The 19,410-nt window shown below is 69.0% G+C and carries 21 protein-coding genes and 1 pseudogene; 13 read left to right on the top strand and 9 right to left on the bottom strand.

The annotated features are described in order from the left end of the window. The first annotated feature begins 106 nt into the window (after window positions 1–106). Together LR394_RS18580 and LR394_RS18575 are read left to right on the top strand one after the other, a co-directional pair. Entirely contained in the window at window positions 107–1,351 is a 1,245-nt protein-coding gene (locus LR394_RS18580) for an inorganic phosphate transporter (RefSeq protein WP_231443620.1), read from the top strand. Between the two features lie 10 nt (window positions 1,352–1,361). Beyond that, the gene (locus LR394_RS18575; RefSeq protein WP_231443617.1) at window positions 1,362–1,646 is read left to right on the top strand and encodes a hypothetical protein; all 285 of its coding nucleotides are present in this window, start codon (window positions 1,362–1,364) and stop codon (window positions 1,644–1,646) included. Window positions 1,647–1,772: 126 nt separating this feature from the next. Here the strand turns inward: LR394_RS18575 and LR394_RS18570 are convergent, their stop codons facing one another. The 3 genes from LR394_RS18570 to LR394_RS18560 form a co-directional block, all read right to left on the bottom strand. Further along, window positions 1,773–2,240, bottom strand: a complete 468-nt coding sequence (locus LR394_RS18570; RefSeq protein WP_231443615.1) for a group II truncated hemoglobin — start codon at window positions 2,238–2,240, stop codon at window positions 1,773–1,775. Between the two features lie 41 nt (window positions 2,241–2,281). After that, complete coding sequence (locus LR394_RS18565; RefSeq protein ID WP_231443613.1) at window positions 2,282–2,872, bottom strand: TIGR03086 family metal-binding protein; 591 nt, start codon at window positions 2,870–2,872, stop codon at window positions 2,282–2,284. Between the two features lie 132 nt (window positions 2,873–3,004). After that, window positions 3,005–4,252, bottom strand: a complete 1,248-nt coding sequence (locus LR394_RS18560) for a hypothetical protein (RefSeq protein WP_231443611.1) — start codon at window positions 4,250–4,252, stop codon at window positions 3,005–3,007. Window positions 4,253–4,714: 462 nt separating this feature from the next. On the opposite strand from LR394_RS18560, the gene LR394_RS18555 reads away from it, so the two are divergent. Next, the gene (locus LR394_RS18555; protein WP_231443608.1) at window positions 4,715–6,133 is read left to right on the top strand and encodes an MFS transporter; all 1,419 of its coding nucleotides are present in this window, start codon (window positions 4,715–4,717) and stop codon (window positions 6,131–6,133) included. 91 nt (window positions 6,134–6,224) lie between these two features. Beyond that, window positions 6,225–7,886 (top strand): GMC family oxidoreductase, encoded by a 1,662-nt coding sequence (locus tag LR394_RS43045; protein WP_231443606.1) that lies wholly within the window; start codon window positions 6,225–6,227, stop codon window positions 7,884–7,886. Here LR394_RS43045 and LR394_RS18545 read toward each other — a convergent pair whose 3' ends face one another. Further along, window positions 7,887–8,195: a hypothetical protein gene (locus tag LR394_RS18545; RefSeq protein ID WP_231443604.1), complete on the bottom strand. Its 309-nt coding sequence runs from the start codon at window positions 8,193–8,195 to the stop codon at window positions 7,887–7,889. Between the two features lie 110 nt (window positions 8,196–8,305). On the opposite strand from LR394_RS18545, the gene LR394_RS18540 reads away from it, so the two are divergent. After that, complete coding sequence (locus tag LR394_RS18540) at window positions 8,306–8,518, top strand: hypothetical protein (RefSeq protein ID WP_231443602.1); 213 nt, start codon at window positions 8,306–8,308, stop codon at window positions 8,516–8,518. Between the two features lie 12 nt (window positions 8,519–8,530). Here LR394_RS18540 and LR394_RS18535 read toward each other — a convergent pair whose 3' ends face one another. From LR394_RS18535 to LR394_RS18525, 3 genes are all read right to left on the bottom strand, one after another. Then, window positions 8,531–9,142, bottom strand: a complete 612-nt coding sequence (locus LR394_RS18535) for a dihydrofolate reductase family protein (RefSeq protein WP_231443600.1) — start codon at window positions 9,140–9,142, stop codon at window positions 8,531–8,533. A gap of 474 nt (window positions 9,143–9,616) precedes the next feature. Next, entirely contained in the window at window positions 9,617–9,970 is a 354-nt protein-coding gene (locus tag LR394_RS18530) for a hypothetical protein (RefSeq protein ID WP_231443598.1), read from the bottom strand. Between the two features lie 2 nt (window positions 9,971–9,972). Next, complete coding sequence (locus LR394_RS18525; protein ID WP_231443596.1) at window positions 9,973–10,425, bottom strand: hypothetical protein; 453 nt, start codon at window positions 10,423–10,425, stop codon at window positions 9,973–9,975. A gap of 146 nt (window positions 10,426–10,571) precedes the next feature. On the opposite strand from LR394_RS18525, the gene LR394_RS18520 reads away from it, so the two are divergent. The 5 genes from LR394_RS18520 (at window position 10,572) to LR394_RS18500 (ending at window position 14,167) form a co-directional block, all read left to right on the top strand. Next, window positions 10,572–11,411 carry a helix-turn-helix domain-containing protein gene (locus LR394_RS18520; protein ID WP_231443594.1) on the top strand — a complete coding sequence of 280 codons (840 nt, stop codon included), beginning with the start codon at window positions 10,572–10,574 and terminating at the stop codon, window positions 11,409–11,411. Beyond that, window positions 11,408–11,620 (top strand): DUF397 domain-containing protein, encoded by a 213-nt coding sequence (locus LR394_RS18515; RefSeq protein WP_231443592.1) that lies wholly within the window; start codon window positions 11,408–11,410, stop codon window positions 11,618–11,620. The genes LR394_RS18520 and LR394_RS18515 overlap by 4 nt, the downstream gene beginning before the upstream one ends. 262 nt (window positions 11,621–11,882) lie before the next feature. Beyond that, window positions 11,883–12,230 (top strand): MmcQ/YjbR family DNA-binding protein, encoded by a 348-nt coding sequence (locus tag LR394_RS18510; RefSeq protein WP_231443590.1) that lies wholly within the window; start codon window positions 11,883–11,885, stop codon window positions 12,228–12,230. A gap of 273 nt (window positions 12,231–12,503) precedes the next feature. Continuing rightward, window positions 12,504–13,649: a hypothetical protein gene (locus LR394_RS18505; protein WP_231443588.1), complete on the top strand. Its 1,146-nt coding sequence runs from the start codon at window positions 12,504–12,506 to the stop codon at window positions 13,647–13,649. Then, window positions 13,646–14,167 (top strand): hypothetical protein, encoded by a 522-nt coding sequence (locus LR394_RS18500; protein WP_231443586.1) that lies wholly within the window; start codon window positions 13,646–13,648, stop codon window positions 14,165–14,167. The genes LR394_RS18505 and LR394_RS18500 overlap by 4 nt, the downstream gene beginning before the upstream one ends. Here the strand turns inward: LR394_RS18500 and LR394_RS18495 are convergent. Beyond that, the gene (locus tag LR394_RS18495) at window positions 14,115–15,248 is read right to left on the bottom strand and encodes a GGDEF domain-containing protein (RefSeq protein WP_231443584.1); all 1,134 of its coding nucleotides are present in this window, start codon (window positions 15,246–15,248) and stop codon (window positions 14,115–14,117) included. The two genes, LR394_RS18500 and LR394_RS18495, sit on opposite strands and share 53 nt — an antisense overlap. 197 nt (window positions 15,249–15,445) lie before the next feature. Between LR394_RS18495 and LR394_RS18490 the strand changes: the two are divergent. Next, window positions 15,446–16,425: pseudogene (locus LR394_RS18490) on the top strand (enolase C-terminal domain-like protein). A 45-nt stretch (window positions 16,426–16,470) separates the two neighbouring features. On the opposite strand, the gene phoU reads toward LR394_RS18490, so the two are convergent. Beyond that, on the bottom strand, window positions 16,471–17,175 hold the full coding sequence (gene phoU / locus LR394_RS18485) for a phosphate signaling complex protein PhoU (RefSeq protein ID WP_231443583.1): 705 nt from the start codon (window positions 17,173–17,175) through the stop codon (window positions 16,471–16,473). Window positions 17,176–17,419: 244 nt separating this feature from the next. Here phoU and cls point away from each other — a divergent pair, with 244 nt between their 5' ends. Continuing rightward, window positions 17,420–18,871: a cardiolipin synthase gene (cls, locus tag LR394_RS18480; protein ID WP_231443582.1), complete on the top strand. Its 1,452-nt coding sequence runs from the start codon at window positions 17,420–17,422 to the stop codon at window positions 18,869–18,871. 75 nt (window positions 18,872–18,946) lie between these two features. Further along, window positions 18,947–19,369, top strand: coding sequence for a ChaB family protein (locus LR394_RS18475; protein ID WP_231443581.1), 423 nt, complete (start codon window positions 18,947–18,949; stop codon window positions 19,367–19,369). The last annotated feature ends 41 nt before the right edge of the window (window positions 19,370–19,410 follow it).

Here is a 19,410-nt window from a genome sequence, read left to right as displayed (position 1 = left end):
CAACCTCCTATTATCTCGCGACCCACGGTGAACGTCGGGCAAACTCTGCCGTACAGCTTTCGGTCAGCTCTGGAGCCGGAGCATGTCCAGAAGAAATTCTGGCGCTGTGACAACCGCAACGGTGATTCTCCTTCTGGTTGTCGTGGTAGCTCTGGCTTTCGATTTCACGAACGGCTTCCACGACACGGCCAACGCCATGGCCACCTCCATCGCGACCGGGGCGCTGACGCCCCGAACCGCGGTGGCCCTCTCGGCCGTCCTGAACCTGATCGGCGCCTTCCTCTCGGTGGAGGTCGCGCTGACGGTCACCAATGCGGTGGTGAAGATCCAGGACGCCAGCGGAGCGCCCCGGCCCGAGCTGCTGACCGACGGGGGCAGCGGCCTGCTGCTGATCGTGCTGGCCGGGCTGATCGGCGGCATCGTCTGGAACCTGCTGACCTGGCTGCTCGGCCTGCCCTCGAGCTCCTCGCACGCGCTGTTCGGCGGGCTGATCGGCGCCACCGTGGTCGGACTGGGCTTCGGCGGGGTGAACTGGAACGGGGACGGCTCCAAGATCGACGGGGTGGTCGGCAAGGTCATGCTGCCCGCGGTGATGGCCCCGCTGGTGGCCGGGCTGGTCGCCGCCGTCGGTACCTGGCTGGTGTACCGCATCGCCCGGGGCATCTCCGGCCCGGACACCAACCCGGGCTTCCGCTGGGGCCAGATCGGCTCCGCCTCGCTGGTCTCGCTGGCCCACGGCACCAACGACGCGCAGAAGACGATGGGCGTGATCACGCTGGCCCTGATCGCCTCCGGGCACTGGAGCGACACCGAGAACGTGCCGTTCTGGGTGAAAGCCGTGTGTGCCGTCGCCATCGCCCTGGGCACCTACCTGGGCGGCTGGCGGATCATCCGCACCCTGGGCAAGGGCCTGGTCGAGATCGCCCCGCCGCAGGGCATGTCCGCCGAGGGCTCGTCCGCCGCGGTCATCCTGGTCTCCAGCCACATGGGCCTGGCGTTGTCCACCACCCACGTGGCCACCGGCTCGATTCTCGGTTCCGGAGTGGGCAAGCCCGGGGCCGAGGTCCGCTGGCGGGTGGCGGGCCGGATGATGGCGGCCTGGCTGATCACCATCCCGGCGGCCGGCCTGGTCGGGGCCCTGATGTGGGTGATCGGCGATCTGCTGGGCGGGGGCACCCTGGGCGCCGTGACGATCACCCTGCTGCTGGTGGTGGCCACCGTGGCGATGTGGCTGCGCTCGCGCCGGGAACCGGTGAACCCGGACAACGTCAACGACGAGTGGGACCCGCAGAGCGAACCGGGCTCGTCCGGCGATCGTTCCGACTCACCGGCCAGCCCGACCCTCGCCTAGGAGAACCACTGTGCACACCCTCGCTCTGGAACTGCAGGCGATCTGGCGCATCCTGCTGATCAGTCTGCTGCTCGGCGCCGGCCTGCCGGCCCTGTTCGCCCTCGGCATCCGCGCCCTGGCCCTCACCCCGGAAGGTTCGGACAGCCCGGCGAGCCCGGGCGCCCGGGTGCTCGGCTACACCTGCTTCGCGGTCGTGGTGCTGGTGGTCCTGCTCGGCATAGCCCTGATCGTGGCCTCCGGCTTCGGCCAGAAACTGGAGTTCTCCGGCGGCCTGCCGTCGTTCCAGCCGAAGTAGGTAGTTGCCTCGACACACTGAGGACGCGGGTCGCACCGATTGCTCGAATCCCCACCATCTGCGGGTGGGCCGGATCCGAGCGATCGGTGCGCCAAGCGTCTCCCATCTGCCTGAAAGCCTTTGCGCTCAGGGCCGATACGGCGGAGCCACTCCCCACCCCCAGCGCGGCACCGGCGCCTGTTGCACGACCTCGGCGCCGGGCTGTGAGTTGCCCAGCGCCAGCCGCGTACCCCACTCCACATAACCCACGAACGCCGCCCGGAACTCCGGATCGTCGGGCAGTCCCGCGTCGTCCGCAGCCAGGCTCATCAGCGAGGCGAAGCGGAACCGCATGGGTGGCGTGATGCCCAGGCCGATGTGGTGCCGCAGCATGGCCGGATAGCCGCCGAACCGGTCGGTGTAGCCCGTCGGCCCTCCGAAAACCTCCATCCACCAGGTGGTCACGTGCTCGCGGTGGGCCTTGCCGACCCCACCCGGAAAGAGAGGTGCGAGCAGCTCGTCCTGCTCCACCCGGTCGTAGAACGCGTTGATCAGCGCCTCGAAGGCCGCTGCCCCACCCGCCCAGTCGTACAGACTCGGCTCATCAGCTTCCATGTAATCATGATTACACCGTTGCGCTCGGGGCAGTAGCGGATTTAGGACGCCGGTGCGCGCCACTGCGGGTCGCGGCCGGTGAGCGCCAGAACCTGCTCGAAAACCGTTGCCTGATCGACCACCTGGACCACCTCCCCGAAGATCACCGAGCGCAGCGGCAGGTCGTCCTGATCGGTGTCCTGCGCCGACCAGAACTCCAGCAGGGTCGCGGCCACCGCCGGGTCCACGGCGATCGTCTGGCCGGTGGCCACGGCCAGGTCCCAGCTGTGCACCACCACCTCGTCCAGCGCGACCAGGGCGCAGACCTGGCCCGGCATGTCCACGCCGCCCACCTGGGTCATGCCTTCCCAGGCCTCGGGGCGGGTCCAGGCGGCCGCCAGCCCGTCCAGAAGCTGGGGTAGTTCGGCACGCCAGTTCTCGGGCAGCCCGGCGTCCGGCTCCGGCGGCGGGCCGTCGAAGGGCAGTGGCCGCTTCTCGGCCCCGGCGGTGAAGGCCTGGCTCAGGCCGTGTAGATGGTTGAGAACCTGGACGACCGGCCATTTCTCGCAAGGGGTGCGGCCGTCGAGGTGCTCACTGCGGATCCCCTGCAGCAGGCGGGTGGCTTCCCGGGTGGCCGGAGCGAAGTCGAACATGACGAGTCCTTCCGAGTCGGCGCATTCGTGGGTACGACTACGCCGGCCCGGTTTTCTCATCGGTGCCCGCTACGGAACTGGACCGTTACCGCGCGCGGCGCGCACACCGTCCTTTGCTTGAAGCATCTGGACTCAGCGGTACTCCCGGCGCCGGGCGGCGATGCCGGCCCAGGCCAGCACCGCGGCCAGCACCCCGATCACCAGGGTGAGCCAGCCGACCAGACGCAGGTTCGACCCGGCCGACTCCCAGGCGTCGTCCGCAGCCTGCACCTGGCGGGCCAGCAGCGCGCCGCTGTAGGTGTCGAACTCCTCGAACGAGCCGACCGAGCCCTCGGGCGCCGGGTTGGCCGCGATGTTCTGCACTGCGCGGGTGTTACCGGCCTGGGCCTGCGCCAGCAGCTCCTGGTGCCGCTCCCGGTAGGCCGCCAGCTTCTCGGTGATCACGGCCACGTCCGCCCGGACCGCCGAGGACTGCCCCTGACCGGCCCGCTGCAGGTACCAGTCCGCCTGCTCCATCTGCTCGGACCACTTCTGCTCGTTCTCGGCGGTGCCGCCGTTCAGCACCGCCAGCGCCTCGCCCGAGCGCGCGTCGAAGGCCGAGAACCGGGCCTCGACCAGGAAATCGACCACCTCAAGAGCGTTCTCCTCGGCGTCCACCACCTTGTCCCGGCTGCCCGCGACCACGATCGCCCCGGCCCCGGTGGCCACGATCAGCACCAGCACGCAGCCCACCAGACCGAGGTTCAGCAGGCGACGGGTGCGGCGGGTGAGCCACAGGTGCACGCCGGCAATCACCAGCACCGCGGCGATCCCGACCAGCAGGGCGATGATCGGGGCCAGGTCGGCGGCGGCCTGATCGTCCTCGAGCCGTTCCTGGCTGGCGTTCTGCACGTCGGCCAGCCGGGGCAGGACCTCGGCGTGCAGCAGGGCCGAGGCGGCCGAGAGGGTGGCCGTGGCCTCCTTGTCCTGCCCGTTGCGGGCCAGCGTGCGGGCGCTCTGGACCTGCATGGCGTAACTGGTGAGGAATCGGTTGGCGGTGGCCAGAGTGGCCGCGTCGGCATCCACCCGGGCGGCGACCACCAGCCCCAGCAGCGCCGGCTGGGCCTTGAACTCGAACTGCTTGTAGCGGAACTGGGTGGGGTCGGCCCCGGTGAGGACGTCGTTGCCGGCGTTGGTGTCGGCGATCACCAGCGTGGTGCGCGCGGTCTGGATCTTGACCTGCTGGGCGGTCTCGGCCCGGGCCCGTTCCAGCGCGTCGGCCCGCTGCACCAGCCCCTGCCAGCCCAGCACCCCGGCCAGGAGAGCCATCACCAGGACGCCGACCCCGGCCGCCAGAAGCAGATGGGGCGTGGAGCGCCGCGCCCTTACCAGTTGGTGCATCAAGCCCATCCTCGCCCGTCGGTCGACACAGCCAGCCAATCTGTGGCAAGGAAACGCAAGGTGACGTTCAGGAGGCCAATTCACCGACTGCACACCAAGCCTGGACGACTCGCCCACCGGGGTGTCCCCTCCCCCGGGGACCGGCGCCGTCGGCCTGAGCACGACATTAGGCCATCAGGGGGAAGATGGGCCTCCGGCGTAACACGGGCCCCGCACGACAACGATGCCCCTACGCTCGCGTAACCTACGAAACCGCAGGTCAGGTGGGAAACACCTAGCCACACCGGTTCCGGTTGACCGTCCGGGCGAGGAGCCCGCAGGCTGATGGTGTCTGGCCACGGGGGCCAATCAAAGTCTGTCCCGCGGATCGTGACGAGGTCTCCTCCACGTCCGGGTCGTCCCAGCGGCGGGTAGCCGTCCGCGTCGACCACAGGCTTGCCGACGCACACTGAGGACACTCCTGTGTTTATCGCCACCGCGATTTTCTTTGCCCTGAACGGGATCACGTTCGGAAGCTGGGCCGCCCGGGTCCCGGACGTGGCCCGCCACCTCGAGCTGACGCCGAGCACGCTGGGCGCCGCGCTCTTCTGCATCTCCCTCGGCGCCCTGGCCAGCATGCAGGTAACCGGTTACCTGTGTGCCCGTTTCGGCTCCAAACACGTGGGCATCGTCGCCGTGGCCAGTTTCGCGGTCACCCTCCCGGTCCCGGCCCTGGCCGGCAATCTATCCGAACTGTGCCTTGCCCTGATCTTTTTCGGGATGGCCAGCGGTGCGGCGAATGTCGCCGCGAACAGCCTGGGCGTAGAGGTCGAGGCCCGGGCGAAACGACCGGTGATGTCCTCACTGCACGCCGTGTTCAGCCTGGGCGGCCTGGCCGGCGCCGCCACCGGTGGGCTGCTCGCCGGGTTTTCCCCGGCAGCGCTTCACCTTTCAATCATCTCGGCGCTGAGCCTGGCGGTCTGCTTCTGGCTGGCCACGGTGATCAGCAAGGTGGTGGAGCCGGCCCGGGAGCGCCCAGCCGGCACCCAGGGCCGGCACGCCAAGACCGCGATGCCGGTCGAACCCGTTGGTAGGCCGATCATCTCGGTCAATCTGCTGCCGCCGGACGCGGTCCGGGCGATGCCCGCACGCTTCGCCTCACACCTGAGCGTGATCGTGGCCCTGGGCGCGATCGCCGCCTGCTCCTCGTTCGCCGAGGGCGCGCTGGGCGACTGGGGAGCCCTGCACCTGCGCGAGAACCTGCACGCCCACCCCAGCCTGGCCGCCGCCGGGTACGCCCTGTTCAGCCTGGCCATGGCGGCCGGACGGCTGGCCGGGCACCGCCTGATCGCCCGCTTCGGCGACACCCACGTGCTGCTGGCCGGCACCCTGCTGGCCTCGGCCGGGGCCCTCACCACCGCCCTGGGCCCCTCCCTGCCGATCGCCCTGGCCGGCTTCCTGCTGGTCGGGCTGGGCCTGGCCAACGTCTTCCCGCTGGCCATAGGCCGGGCCGGGCTGATCAACGGCGCCAAGGGCGTGGGCCTGGCCTCCACGGTGGCCTACATCGGGCCGCTGGCCGGGCCGCCGCTGATCGGTGTGGTCGCGGACCAGGCCGGGCTGCGCACCGCCCTGGCCGGGGTGAGCCTGCTGGTCCTGGTGGCCACCGGCCTCGCGCTGGCCGTGGCCGACCAGGTGCCCTCCGCGCTCAGCGTCGCCGCTGCCCTGCGCGCCCGCTACGCCCGGGCCCGGACTCGCGCTGCGCTGGCTGCACAGGGCGTCGGAGGCCTGCGCACCCGCCTCACCAACACCGCCCATACCGTGGGCGTGGCTTCCCGCGAGCAGGCCACGGTCCTGCTCACCATTCCTGCGCCCCGCCAGAACCCCAACCAGTCCACCACCTGATACACCGGCGGCGAGTCGTACCAGGCGTCCGGTTGTCGCAGTGCCCGGCCCCGCTGCCCGCCCAGCGGAGACCGGCGGTTAGCTTGGGGTGGTGAGGTTTGACGTGGTGGTGGTCGGCGCCGGAGCTTCAGGTGCGCCGCTGGCGGCCCGACTGAGCGAAGACCCGCAGCGCCGGGTGCTGCTGCTGGAGGCCGGGCCGGATCCGAGCACCACCGCAGACTTTCCCAGCGAGATCCTGGATGCGGGCGGCCTGAGCGCGGCGATGCCGGGGCATCCGAACAACTGGGCCTTTCTGGCTCACCTCACGCCGGAGCTGACCTATCTCGTGGCGCGAGGCAAGATTCTGGGTGGGTCCACCGCGATCAACGGCACGTATTTCGTGCGCGCCCGCAAAGCCGACTTCGACGCCTGGGCGCAGGCCGGCAATGACGAGTGGACTTACGAGAAATGCCTCCCGTACTACCGCAAGCTCGAGAACGACCACGACTTTGCCGACCCGGAGATCCACGGCAACGACGGCCCGATGCCGGTGACCCGGGCACCCCAGCAGGTTCACCCGGTGACCCGGGCCTTCGCGCAGGCCTGTGCCGAACTGGGATTTACCGCCGAGCCGGACAAGAACGCCCAGACCGAACCCGGATACGGGGCACTACCGGTGAATGCGGTCGACGGCGTGCGGATCAACACCGGCCTCGCCTACATCAACCCGGCGCGCAAACGTCCCAACTTGGTCGTCCGCGGGAATACCACGGTGCGCCGCGTCTGCTTCGAAGGCAAACGGGCAACTGGCGTGGAGGTGGAGAGCCACGGCAAGATCGAGACGATTCCGGCGGGAGAGGTGATTCTCAGCGCCGGGGCAATCAAATCTCCTCATCTGCTGGCTCTTTCCGGAATCGGACCGGCCAAAGAGCTGAAGGCGGCCGGAATCGAAGTCATTCACGACTCGCCGGGCGTGGGCAAGAATTTCTCCGACCACCCGGACATCTCGCTGGCCTGGACCCCCAAACGCCGCCTGACCGGCCGGAATCAGCGTGACATGTTCCAGAGCGTCCTCAATTTCCGCGCAACTGGCTCACCGCACGACGGCGACCTCGAGATCCTGCCTCAGCTACGCCCGCTCGCCGAGGCCCTGGGCCTGCACACCGGGCGTCGGGTACGGCTGCGCGGACTGTTGCCGATCGTCCGCCGTTCGGTCGCCATCGTCCGTGATCTGAAAGGGGTTTCGCTGCGCCGGCTCCGGCAGCAGGCCGCGACCCGGAACGACCTGGCCTTCTCGGTGGCCGTGCAGCAGGCCGAGTCCCGCGGCACCATCACCACCACCTCGGCCGATCCGCAGGTGCCACCGAGCATCGACTACAACTACCTGAGCACCCCGGACGACCTGCGCCGGATGCGGGAGGTTGTCCGGGTCTCGGTGGCCCTGCTACGAACCAGAGCTTTCGAGAAGTACTTTCGGGATCTGAGTGAGCTGGACCAGAGCACCCTGGACGACGACAATCGGCTGGACGCCTGGCTGCGCTCACGCCTGGGCACCGCGATCCACGCCTGCGGCAGTTGCGCGATGGGCCCCGAGACCGATCCGGACGCGGTGGTGGACCAGTACGGCCGGGTCTACGGCGTGAGCGGGCTGCGGGTGGCGGACACCTCGATCCTGCCGACCACACCCTCGCGCGGCCCGGCCGCCACCGCCGTGCTGATCGGTGAGCGGATGGCTGCCTTCGTCAAAGAGCAACAGAGCGTCAAGGACTGGTAGTCACCAGCTCTGCAGATCGATCACGTCGAACGGCCCCTGCGGGTGCTGCGGATCGATCACCACCAGCTGCCGGCCCTCGCGCAGGCTGCGGTCGACGTAGCGCCACAGACCCAGCGACTTCAGCAGCCCTTCCTCCAGCGAGCCGATGCCGTACCCGGCGAACATCGCCGAAAGCTGGCCGTGCAGGTCCGGAGTCAGCCGCAGGCGCAGTTCGGAGATGTCCGACGTGTCGCGGCCCCGGGTGAGGGTGACCGGGTCGTTCTCCGGGCCCGCGGTCTCGCTGTCGTACGGACTCGTCACTTCTGCCATGACTTTCCCCCGTGTCTTGCCGTCACTGGCGACGCATTGATCAGTACATTACACAGCGTCAACAGCAAGTGACACCCGTTCCAGGCCGAGCCGCAGGGAGAAACGGCGCCATGTCAGAAAGCACGCAGGCCGGAGACCGGCTGGAGTACACCCGGATGCCGCACCAGCGCGCCGCGATCTCGGCCCGCGAGTCGCTGCTGCGCGACCTGCCCGAGCCCCGGCCCCGGCGAGCCGGATGGGTGGTGCTCTGGCCGTTCACCAACTGCCTGCCGCTGGACTCGCACTACTGCTGCGTCCACGCCCATCCGCACCCGCCGAAGTGAGCTGTACGGCACCTACTCCCGGGCGAACGACCCGGTGGTGACGGCGCCGGCCGGCTGGTAGTAGGCGACGATCACCCCGCGCTCCGAGGTCCGGGTGCTCACCAGCCGGAACGCGGACGGCAGGGTGCCGTCGCCGAAAAGCCGCTTGCCCCGGCCCAGTACCACCGGGAAGATCTTGATCCGGAACTCGTCGACCAGGCCCGCGCGCAGCAGCGTCTGAATCAGGTCGCTGCTGCCGTGCACCTGCAGCTCGGGCCCGTCGGTCTGCTTCAGCGCCGCAACCGCCTGCGCCGCATCGCCTTCGAGCTGGACCGACTTCGCCCAGCGGAAGGTCTGCGGACTGCGCGAGGCCACGTACTTCGTGGCCGCGTTGATCCCTTCGCCACCTTCTTCCGGGGTGGCGTCCGGCCAGTGGGCAGCGAAGATCTCGTACGTCCGGCGGCCGAGCAGAAGGTCGAACGGCTCGGCCATCTCGCCGGCCATCACCTCGCCGAGCATCTCGTCGAAGTAGTCGAAAGACCAGCCGCCGTGCGGGAAAGCACCGCTGGGATCTTCCTGCGGACCGCCGGGCGCCTGCATGATGCCGTCCAGGGTCAGGAATGTCATCACCGTGAGCTTGCGCATGGGTCCTCATCATAAGAGTTCAGGTGGGGGTGAGCGCGCGCCTCGCCCACCCCCACCCGGTTCGTGGGAGAACGCCTGTGATCGTGGGCAAAGCCCCCGGCGGCCGGCTCACCCCGCAGCGCCCGGAGGCCGCCGGGAGCCTTGTCCACGATCAAGGCCGCAAGATCAGGTGGGTCGCGGGCGCGCAGCCGGCGAGGGAGGGATACGCGCGGGGGGATGATCCGCATGCGAACTCGGGCGTCAGCGCCCGCGACCCACCGTGATGCCCGGTAGCGAACCGGACCGGGTCAGCAGCCAGAAACCACCTCCGTTTCCTCAGTCGTCCAAGTGGCCTTCCAGAAACCCCCCGGCCGGGACCCCGTGAACCAGCCGGGGAGTTTCTGCAAAGTCACTTGCTGCCAGGATCATCTTCGTAACGAGTACCCAGGCGGCGGCACCATCAACCGCCGCCCTCACCCTCGTGAAAAGCCGCCGCTAATCGAGTCTTCGACTGGAGACCAGCTCCGGATCCCCTTCCTTCCGGTCGGCCAGTCCCCCGGTGTTCAGCCAGCCGGACACCCAGGCCCGCAACAGTTCCGAGGCCGGACAACGGCGCAGCCGGCCACAGGTATGACACCGCCCCTGCCCGTCCACCGGATGAGCGTCCAGCACGAAGGTCAGTGCCTCGACCGTGTGCCGCATCCGCCGTCGCGCCACCGCCCGCTCCCGGTCCACCTCCGAGCGGACCGGGCCGGCCGGACCCACCAGAGTCCTTTCCACCTCGGCCAGTTCGGAACGCAGCGCGGCCATCAGCTCGGCCGCGGAGTTGCCCTCCTGTCTCGGGATCACGCTCATCTCATGATCACCGAACGAAGCGTCTCGACCGCCTGGTCGTCCACGAAGTACGCCGCCTCCTCATCGATGGTCAGCCCCAGCCGACCGTCCTGGTCATAGAGCACGATGTCGTCCTGAATCAGCCGCCGCCCGGCCGGATGCCACAGCCAGTCGGCCAGCGGGGCCCGGTGCAGCACCGCCAGGGTGCGGTCACCGGCCCAGATGATGACGAGGTCGTCCATGATCGCCGCGGTGATGGCGACCCCGGTGTGGTAACCCCGCCCGTTCACCAGCGGTAGTTCGACCCGGCCGGTCCGGAGCGTGGAAATGATCCCCGAACAGGGCCAGATCGCCCCGCACGCCTCACACGTACCACCGTCGTCCCGATGGAGCGCTACGGCCGGCTCGACCCGGCGCAGCGGACGGCGGCGTCGAGGTACTGCCACATTGCGACTGCGCGTATCGGACATGTCACCCAAGGTGGCGAACAGGGCATGTTCTGTGCAACCCTGCATCTCACAGGCCGCCTTATGCAGGGTTATGAATGCATGCAGTGCAATGCAGCGGCCACGGGGAATGGGTTTAAAGACAGGCTGACCACGAGGGGATGCGGGGTATGGCCACCGAAGCGAGTAAGCACGAACGACCACCGTCACTGGCCCAGCGAAGAGTGGGCCAGCGGCTGAAAACGTGGCGCGAACGGGCGCGCAAGACTCAGGAAGACGCGGCTGCTGCACTCCTGGTGCACCACACGAAGATCTATCGCATTGAATCCGGCAGGACCTTGGCCAAACCGGGTGATATCAGAGAATTGTCCCGGATTTATGCGATTCCCGATGTCCAGACCGAAGAGCTGATTCACCTCAGTAGAAGTGCCCTCAAACCGGGCATTGTGGACAGTTACCGAGACGTCGCTTCGGGAGATCTCGGACTTCTTGCCGATCTGGAGGCGGCCTGCAGCAGAATGCGCGCCTGGGACGGCGATCTGGTGCACGGGCTGCTGCAAACTCCGGCTTATGCGCTGGCCATTCTCGGAACCCTGCGGGATCAAAGTGACGAAGTTCGACGGAAGAGACTCAATTTCCGGTTAGAGCGCCAGCGCGTGCTAATGTCCAGCGAACCGGCCTGCGACATTCGGATTGTCCTCGGGGAATCCGCGTTGAGGTACGTCGTGGGCTCGGAAGACGTGATGCGGGATCAGATCGACCATCTCGTAGATCTGAGCAATCAGATCGACATTCGAATCCGCCCGTTCTCCGCCGGTCCTCACCCGTGGATCGCGGGCGGCGTGTTCACCATGCTGGAGTTCCCCGACGCGGCGGATCCCGCCGTGGTCTACACGGAAAGCCACTTGGACTCGCGCTACATGGAGACAGCGCGCGAACTGGCCGAGTACAGGAAGATTTTCGGCGAACTGTACGTCACTTCCGTCCCAGTGAAGGAGTTCGTGAGATGAGCACCACCCCCGACCCGACTCAGTGGATCAAGTCCGACCGCTCCAGCGCGAACGGTTCGTGCGTCGAAATGCGGCAGCACGCCGCCGCAGTCGAGGTGCGCGACACGAAGCAGCACGGCCACGGCCCGATCCTGCGGCTGGCCCCGGCCGGTTTCGCCTCGTGGCTGGCCGGCGCGAAGTCGGGCGAGCTGGACCACCTGATTCGCTGACGGTCACAGCACCGGCGTACGCGAGCACGGTGACAGAACGCCGAAACTGAACCACTGCACGTCATCAACTCCGGGTCGAGGAGTTGAGGCGAGGCGAGTGCCCGGCCGTCTTCATCGGCCGGGCACTTCGTCGTTCCGGTCCGGTCGCGACCTACTCACCCGTCAGTATTCGGGGCGGAGTACGCTGACCGGTGATCCGGGAGCCAGCCGTCCCCGGGAAGCTACGGACCGTCCGGTTCCGTCGGTCGAGAGGGAAACGACCATGGACGAAGTCGAGGTTCGCGCAATCGCGCTCGGCCTGCCCGAGACTCGCGAGCAGCCGCACTTCGCAATGACGTCATTCCGGGTGCGGGGCAGCATCTTCGCCACCATGCCCGCCGAGCGTGACAGCGTGCACGTGTTCGTGCCCGAGGAGGACGTGCACAACGCCGTGGCCGAGCAGCCGGACAGCTGCGAAGAGCTGTGGTGGGGGCAGAAACTCGACGGAGTGCGGGTGAAGCTCGCGGGCACCGATCCTTCGCTGGTGAACTGGCTGCTGATCGCCGCCTGGCGGCAGAAGGCGCCGAAGAAGCTGGTGGCCGACTGGCTGGAGACGAACGCCGAAGTCTGATCACCCGGTTTCGGGCTTTCGTACCGGTTCTCATCACCGCTGTGAATCTCGTTCGGTCGCAGTTCCTTTGCCGGTCGCCCCTCGGCGCGGCACGGGCGCCGGGGTGCTGGGCCCGCTGCTGCTGGCGGCCTAAACTCCCACCCCTGGGGCGCCGGCAAACGGGGGTTGTGACGCCATGACGGAGATCGACGAGGGCCGTACCTGCTGGGTGTCGGTGCGCGGCAACCGGTCGATGGCGCAGGCGATGGGCCCGGGCACCCAGCACGACCACCGGTGACGGCTCCCGCGCAGAGTCGGCTGCGCCCGCAGCCGGCCCCTGGTGCCGAGCCGGACTGGGCGCTGGAGAGCATCCGGGCCCGCGGGGCCGTGCTGTTGCTGTGGCACGAGAGTTTGGGCGAGCTGACCGACCGGCGCGGGAACGACCCGGAGTCGCAGGCCCTGTTGCGCACGCTGCAGTTCGGCGCGCGCCCGCCCCGGCATCTGTCCGGGCCACCGAGCGCGCTGCTGGACCGGCTGCGGGATGCGCTGAGCCGGCAGATCGACCTGATCGTGAGCTACGGCCAGCTCGACGCCGCCGGAGTGGAGTTCTACCGCGGGCTGCAGCGCGAGCTGGACCAGCTCACCCGGCAGCCGCCGGACCCGATCGGCCTGCTCCTGGAACGGGTCTGCGACCAGGTGCACGCCTTCTACCGCGATGCCACGGGCCGGCCGCTGGGGAAGGACTGGCCCTGGATCTCCTGGCAGGTGCTGCCCACCCGGCAGCATCCCTTCGAAGCAGCCGACCCGTACACCGCCGGGGCCTGCGTGGTGTTCGAGGACGAGGACGCGGCCGTCCGGATCTTCGTCCACTCCCAGCATTTCGGCCCTGAGGCCTATCTGTCGCTGCCCGCGATCCTGACCCACGAGGTGTTCGCCCACGTGCCGGCCCGGCCACGCGAGGAGCACGACCCGAGCGTGTTCACCGAAGGCTTCCTGGGCTGGGCGGCCCGGGTCTTCTTCGAGGACAGCTGCCAGCACGTGCTGGCAGGCGCCCAGGCTCTGGTGCGGCAGCACGGCCGCCGGCTGATGGACCTGCAGAAGTTCGCGGGTCTGGTCCAGACCGACGGCCTCTCCCCCGCCCGGCGCACCGGGCACCAGTACGCCGAGGAAGTCGTCTCCTGGTGGGCGCAGCGCAATCCGGATCTCGCGGTGGGGGCGATCCGGCTCCGGCTGGCCGCGCTGGCCGCCCGGCTCAATGTGCACGACGGGGGCCTGACCATGAACGACAAGGACGAACTGGTCACCGCCCTGTCTCCCCGTCGCCCGGCGATGGCAGACGCGTTGCAGCAGTACCTGGAACACCCCGCGGGATCGCTGGAACCGTTGCTGCGGGCCGGTGGGATCCACCCGGACCGGACGAGCCCGAGGAGAACGCGATGAGGTCTCCAGAGCTTGGCCTGGTCGGCGCTCAGCAGCTGGAGGACGGGCCGGGCCGGCGCCCGCGCGGCACCCGGCGGGGCCGCGACGCCGATCCGGACCTGGAGGTGCACTTCGACCCGCGACTGGAACTGGCCGAGCACCTGCTGCACCAGAGCATCGACGACACCCGGCTGAAGGACCGGCCCTCGCTGCTGCGGCAGGCCCGCAACCTGCTGCAGGACGCCCGGGCCGAGGCGGTCCGCAACGGCTCGGCGATCCCGGTCCAGCGGCTGGACGAACCGGCCCGCCGAGCCCTGCCCACACTGATCGAGCTGGACGAGCTGCTGCTGTCGATGACCGAGGACGACTGTGCGCCCCGGGCCAGCAGCATCATGCAGGCCCGGGTGCTGCTGCATCAGGTCGATGCGCAACTGTCCGACCTCCGCGGGCCGGCCGAGCCCCGGCGGCGCAAGCTGCACCAGATCATCAACGCTCTGGCCCAGCCGTTCCCGAGCCCACCACCAGTGCCCGGTCGCTGAGTTCGTCCAGCCGGATCTGCCGGCGCCGGCGCTTGTCCCGGTACATCGCCAGGTCGGCGTCCCGGGTCAGCTCGGTCACCCTGGTCGGACTGTCGGCCCAGGCCAGTCCCACGCTCACACCCACCCGGACGACGGCCTCGAGCCGGAACGGCTCGTCCAGCGCGGCCTGCACCACCCGAGCCTGCTCCTGGGCCGCGGCCGCCGAGACGACGCCCCGCAGCACGGCCACGAACTCGTCCCCGCCCATCCGGGCCAGCGAAGCGTCCTCACCCAGCGCCTTGGTGAACCGGACCGCGGCCGCCGCCAGCAACTCGTCCCCCATTGCGTGCCCGTGCCTGTCGTTGATCGCCTTGAAACCGTCCAGGTCCAGGAACATCAGGGCGACGCCGTGCCCGGGCCGGGCCGCCGCACAGGCCGCGTGCAGTGCCGGTTCCAGGCCGCGCCGGCTGAGCAGCCCGGTGAGGGCGTCGTGGGTGGCCGCGTACTGCAGTTCCGCATGGCGCAGCCGTTGCTCCTGAAGGAGTTCGGCGCGGGTGGAGGCCGACCGGCGGGCCACGGCCACCCCGCGCACCAGCACCACTGCGCCGACGGCCAGCAGCACGACGGCCAGATGATCGGCCGCGCGCGGGTCGACGATGCTCGAGACCCGGCCCTGGTGCACCGCCCACTGGACGACGACGGTCCCGCCGAACATCGTCAGCAGCCCGACCAGCGCGGTCCGGGTGGAGGAGTCGCGCTGGGCGATCTCGGTGGCCAGCGCGCCGATCACCACCGGATAGATGCTGGGCACCTCGGTGGTGATCATCGCGAACCAGATCGCGGTGGCGGTGAGCAGCAGGTTCGCCGCCTGCCCGGTGGTGCCGGTGCAGCGGGTGAGCCGGTCCTGGACCGGGGCGGTGTAGAGCGCGAAGCAGGCGCCCCAGGCCAGCAACATGACCGGCAGCGAGCTGCGGGGCAGGCCGAACAGCCAGAGCGCGGCCCAGGCGGCGGTGGTGACAGCGAGCTCGGCCACCACCACCAGGACGGCGCGGGCGGGCACCGGCGACCGGGGCAAGCGGGCAATCGGCTGATTGAGCAGCATGACCTTCCCGGACTAGGGGTTAACTCCTAAGTATCGGTGCGGTCACCCAGAGTCGTGGGCGGAATCACCCTATTGGCCTAGCCGAAACGGCCAGAACAGTCAGAACATGTGGCCCGTGTCACTGATCGTCGAGCGCCTCAGGGCTTGGCGTCAGCCCCACGGCACAAGTCGCAGACCTTGGACCCGAGAAGAACCGAGTGAAGCTCGTCAAGGCCGACGTGGTGGTCACCAGTCCCGATCGCATTTTCGTCACCCTGCGCCTGGAGACCGACGAGGGCATCGTGGGGATCGGCGACGGCACCCTGAACGGCCGGGAACTGGCCGTGGTGGCGTACCTGGAGGAGCACGTGGTGCCGCTGCTGATCGGGCGGGACGCGAGCCGGATCGAGGACACCTGGCAGTGCCCGGCCTGAAATCGATCTACGGCATCGCCTCCAACGCCCCCTACGACGGTGGGCGTTACGACCACGAGCCAGCCCAGCGGGGCGATCTGCCGGCCGAGGAGGACTGGGACACCCATTCCTACCTGCGCCGTGTGCCAACGGTTTTCGAGGCGGTACGCAGCGAGTTCGGCGCCGAACTGCCGCTGCTGCACGACTCGCACCACCGGCTCACCCCGATCCAGGCGGCCAAGCTGGGCAAGTCGCTGGAGCCGTACGACCTGTTCTGGCTGGAGGACGTCACCCCGGCCGAGAACCAGGAGGCGCTGCGGCTGGTCCGCCAGCACACCACCACCCCGCTGGCGATCGGCGAAATCTTCAACACCGTGTGGGACTACCAGCTGATCATCCGGGAGCAGCTGATCGACTACGTGCGCAGCGCGGTCACCCACACCGGCGGGATCACCCACCCGAAGAAGGTCCTCGACTCCGCCGGCCAGTACCAGATCAAGTCGGGAATGCACGGCCCGACCGACATCTCACCGGTCGGCCTGGCCGCGCAGATGCACCTGGGCCTGGCGATCCACAACTTCGGGATCCAGGAGTACATGAAGCACGGCGCCCGCACCGACGAGGTCTTCGAGCAGAGCTTCACCTTCACCGACGGCCTGCTGCATCCGGGTGAGCAGCCCGGCCTGGGAGTGGAGCTGAACCTGGCCGAGGCCGCGAAACACCCCTACCAGCGTGCTTATCTGCCGTTCAACCGGCTGGCCGACGGCACCGTGCACGACTGGTAGGGAGTGTCTTGGAAATCGCTGCCGTAGCGAGGAGGTGCCCCTAAATCAGCGGGGCACCGCCAGAGCGGCACTACGGGGACTGACGACGACGCGGGGCCGGGGTTCGCGATGGACCCCGGTCACGATGAAGTGCACCTGGTGCGCGATGGTGACGGTGTGGTCGCCGTAGCGCTCGTAGAAGCGGTTGATCAGGGTCAGGTCGACCGCCGACTCGACCGTCTGCTCGCGCTCCCACTCCGGGGAGACCAGCAGGGCCAGCAGCGAGCGGTGCAGCCGGTCCATCTCGTCGTCCACCGCGATGATCTCGTCCACGATGCTGACGTCGCGCTCGACCAGCAGGGTGTGGGTGAGCCGGATGCCGCGGGCCGCCACCCGGCCCATCGACAGCACCACCGCGCGCGAGGGGCCCGGGGTGGCGCAGCGGGGGTAGCGCATCCGGGCGAGTTTGGAGACGTGCCGGGCCAGGGCGGCCATCCGCTCCAGGTCGGCGCCCACCCGCAGCGCGGCCAGCAGCCGGCGCAGGTCGCGGGCCACCGGGTTGCGCCGGGCCATCGAGTACAGCAGCTGGTTCTCCAGCTCCAGGTGCACCGCGGCGACCTCCTGGTCGCTGTCCATCACTTCCTGGGCCAGGGCCACGTCGGACAGCGTCAGGGCGGTGGTGGAGCGCCGCATGGTGGCGTCCGCGTGCTCGCACAGCCGAAGCAGCAATTCGTCGATCTTTGCGAGATCGCTCTCAAGGCTGTTGGTCATGACTCCCCGTCACCGCGTTCAGGCCGCCCAGGCCGTGGTCCGACTGCGGGCGGAACCTCGCCGCCCGCGGCGCTGTGCACCGTTCGAGCTGCCGTCCCAACCATTCTCGCAGATCACCGGGAAACCATAATCCGTCAATCGGCGACCGGACCCGACAGTCGCCGAGAGTGAATCTGCCCGCCACCGTGAGTTCACGGCCCTCTTCCCGGCCGGTTTCCCCCGATCATGCGCCTAAGCTGCAGCTATGGACTGGGAACAGGTAGTGACCTACGTATTCCTGGTCGGCGAGTACCTGATCAAGTTCTTCGCGATCGGTACCGTCCCGGAGAACCGCCGGCCGTCCTCGTCCTCGGCCTGGCTGTTGCTGATTCTTTTCCTGCCGGTGGTCGGATTTCCCTTGTACTGGCTGATCGGCAGCCCCTACGTGCACGGCCGCCGGCAGCGGATCCAGGCCCAGGCCAACCACATTCTGGCCGAGCGCACCTCGCACCTGCCGCTGCACCCGGGCGGGGTCGAGCCGTCGGCCGCCCTGGCCGGGCTGCTGCACCAGAACCGGCAGCTCACCGGCCTGCCCTGCGTGCAGGGCACCCCCGAGGCGCTGTACGACGATCCGGACGAGACGTTCGCCGCGATGGCCGCCGCGGTGGAGGGCGCCGAGCACTACGTGAACGTCGAGTTCTACATCATGAGCTGGGACGCCCGGACCGACGGCTTCTTCACCGCGCTGGCCCGGGCGGTGGCCCGTGGGGTGCACGTGCGGCTGCTGCTGGACCACATCGGCTCACGGAAATACCCGGGCTGGAGCAGCTTCCAGCAGCGGCTGACCGACGCCGGGATCGACTGGCACCTGATGATGCCGATCAAGCCGCTGGAGCGCCGCTGGCGCCGCCCCGACCTGCGCAACCACCGCAAGCTCCTGGTCGTCGACGGTGAGGTGGCGTTCGTCGGCTCGCACAACCTGATCGCCCCCTACTACGGCAGCGACCGCAACCGCCGGGTGGGCCGCAACTGGCAGGACCTGTCCCTGCAGGTGCGTGGGGACGTGGTGCTGGCCGTCGAGGCGGTGTTCGCGACCGACTGGTACATCGAGACCGGGCAGCTGGCCGAACCCCGCCGGACCGTGCTGGAAGTGGGCATCCCGGCGACCAGTGCGATGCAGATCGTCCCGTCCGGCCCGGGTTTTCCCACCGAGCCCAACCTGCGGCTGTTCGTCAGCCTGATCCACATGGCCTCCGAGCGGGTGGCGATCACCAGCCCGTACTTCGTCCCGGACGAGTCGCTGCTGGCGGCGATCACCACCGCGGCCTACCGTGGGGTCAAGGTGGAACTGTTCGTCGGTGAGGAGGCCGACCAGTTCCTGGTCGGGCACGCCCAGCGCTCGTACTACCGCACCCTGCTGGAGGCCGGGGTGCACATCCACCTCTACCCGGCCCCGGCCGTGCTGCACGCCAAGTACCTCACGGTGGACGACGAGGTGGCGGTGATCGGCTCCTCGAACATGGACTTCCGCTCGTTCACCCTGACCTACGAGGTGATGCTCCTGGGTTTCGGCGGCGACCTGGTGAAACGGCTGCAGGAGAACGATGAGCGGTACCGCTCGGTCTCCCGGGAACTCACCCTGCAGGAGTGGCTGCAGGAGCCGTGGCGGCGGCGCTACGTGGACAACGTCTGCCGGCTCACGGCCGCCCTGATGTAGCTGTCCGAAACCGAGCACCGGTCGAAGTGGTTCGGTCCTGCCAAATCACCGACCGCACCCCGATTGGAGCCTCAGATGCCCAAGACCACCAAGAGCGGTGAGCCGAAGCAGAGCGAACTTCCCTCCACCCTGCAGCATTCCGACGACAAGGCGCAGCGCACCTTCGCCAAGGCCTACGACGCGGCGATCGAGCAGTACGACGGGGACGAGCAGCGAGCGCACCAGGTGGCCTTCGCGGCGCTGAAGCACACCCACGAGAAGGTCGGCGACCGTTGGGAACCGAAGGACGAGAACGGTCCCTCCGACGCCCGCGCCGAGGAGGGTGGGCGCACCTCCGACAAGCCCAGTGCCGGAGGTGTCGACGCCAACGCCACCAAGGAGCACCTGCTGGAGGTGGCCCGCCGGCTCGACGTGCCCGGCCGCTCGACGATGAACAAGGACGAGCTGGTCGAGGCCATTCAGAAGGCGAACGACCGGGCCAGCGCCCGATCGCGCTGAGCGCCCGGGCCGGCGTAGCAACTGCTGGCGGTGCTCTGCGT

The organism is Kineosporia babensis (assembly GCF_021129305.1).
GTDB lineage: Bacteria > Actinomycetota > Actinomycetes > Actinomycetales > Kineosporiaceae > Kineosporia > Kineosporia babensis.
Note: the sequence above shows the minus strand (reverse complement) of the source record. Positions and strands in the feature narration are given on the sequence as shown.

Bases quoted from the DNA above. Each gene is read 5' to 3' on its own strand.
- LR394_RS18535 (WP_231443600.1), bottom strand. From the start codon at position 9,142: ATGCGCAAGCTCACGGTGATGACATTCCTGACCCTGGACGGCATCATG.
- LR394_RS18495 (WP_231443584.1), bottom strand. From the start codon at position 15,248: ATGCTGCTCAATCAGCCGATTGCCCGCTTGCCCCGGTCGCCGGTGCCC.
- LR394_RS18510 (WP_231443590.1), top strand. From the start codon at position 11,883: ATGGACGAAGTCGAGGTTCGCGCAATCGCGCTCGGCCTGCCCGAGACT.
- LR394_RS18515 (WP_231443592.1), top strand. From the start codon at position 11,408: ATGAGCACCACCCCCGACCCGACTCAGTGGATCAAGTCCGACCGCTCC.
- LR394_RS18565 (WP_231443613.1), bottom strand. From the start codon at position 2,872: ATGTTCGACTTCGCTCCGGCCACCCGGGAAGCCACCCGCCTGCTGCAG.
- LR394_RS18570 (WP_231443615.1), bottom strand. From the start codon at position 2,240: ATGGAAGCTGATGAGCCGAGTCTGTACGACTGGGCGGGTGGGGCAGCG.
- LR394_RS18520 (WP_231443594.1), top strand. From the start codon at position 10,572: ATGGCCACCGAAGCGAGTAAGCACGAACGACCACCGTCACTGGCCCAG.
- LR394_RS18475 (WP_231443581.1), top strand. From the start codon at position 18,947: ATGCCCAAGACCACCAAGAGCGGTGAGCCGAAGCAGAGCGAACTTCCC.
- cls (WP_231443582.1), top strand. From the start codon at position 17,420: ATGGACTGGGAACAGGTAGTGACCTACGTATTCCTGGTCGGCGAGTAC.
- LR394_RS18500 (WP_231443586.1), top strand. From the start codon at position 13,646: ATGAGGTCTCCAGAGCTTGGCCTGGTCGGCGCTCAGCAGCTGGAGGAC.
- LR394_RS18540 (WP_231443602.1), top strand. From the start codon at position 8,306: ATGTCAGAAAGCACGCAGGCCGGAGACCGGCTGGAGTACACCCGGATG.
- LR394_RS18525 (WP_231443596.1), bottom strand. From the start codon at position 10,425: ATGTCCGATACGCGCAGTCGCAATGTGGCAGTACCTCGACGCCGCCGT.
- LR394_RS18545 (WP_231443604.1), bottom strand. From the start codon at position 8,195: ATGGCAGAAGTGACGAGTCCGTACGACAGCGAGACCGCGGGCCCGGAG.
- LR394_RS18560 (WP_231443611.1), bottom strand. From the start codon at position 4,252: ATGCACCAACTGGTAAGGGCGCGGCGCTCCACGCCCCATCTGCTTCTG.
- phoU (WP_231443583.1), bottom strand. From the start codon at position 17,175: ATGACCAACAGCCTTGAGAGCGATCTCGCAAAGATCGACGAATTGCTG.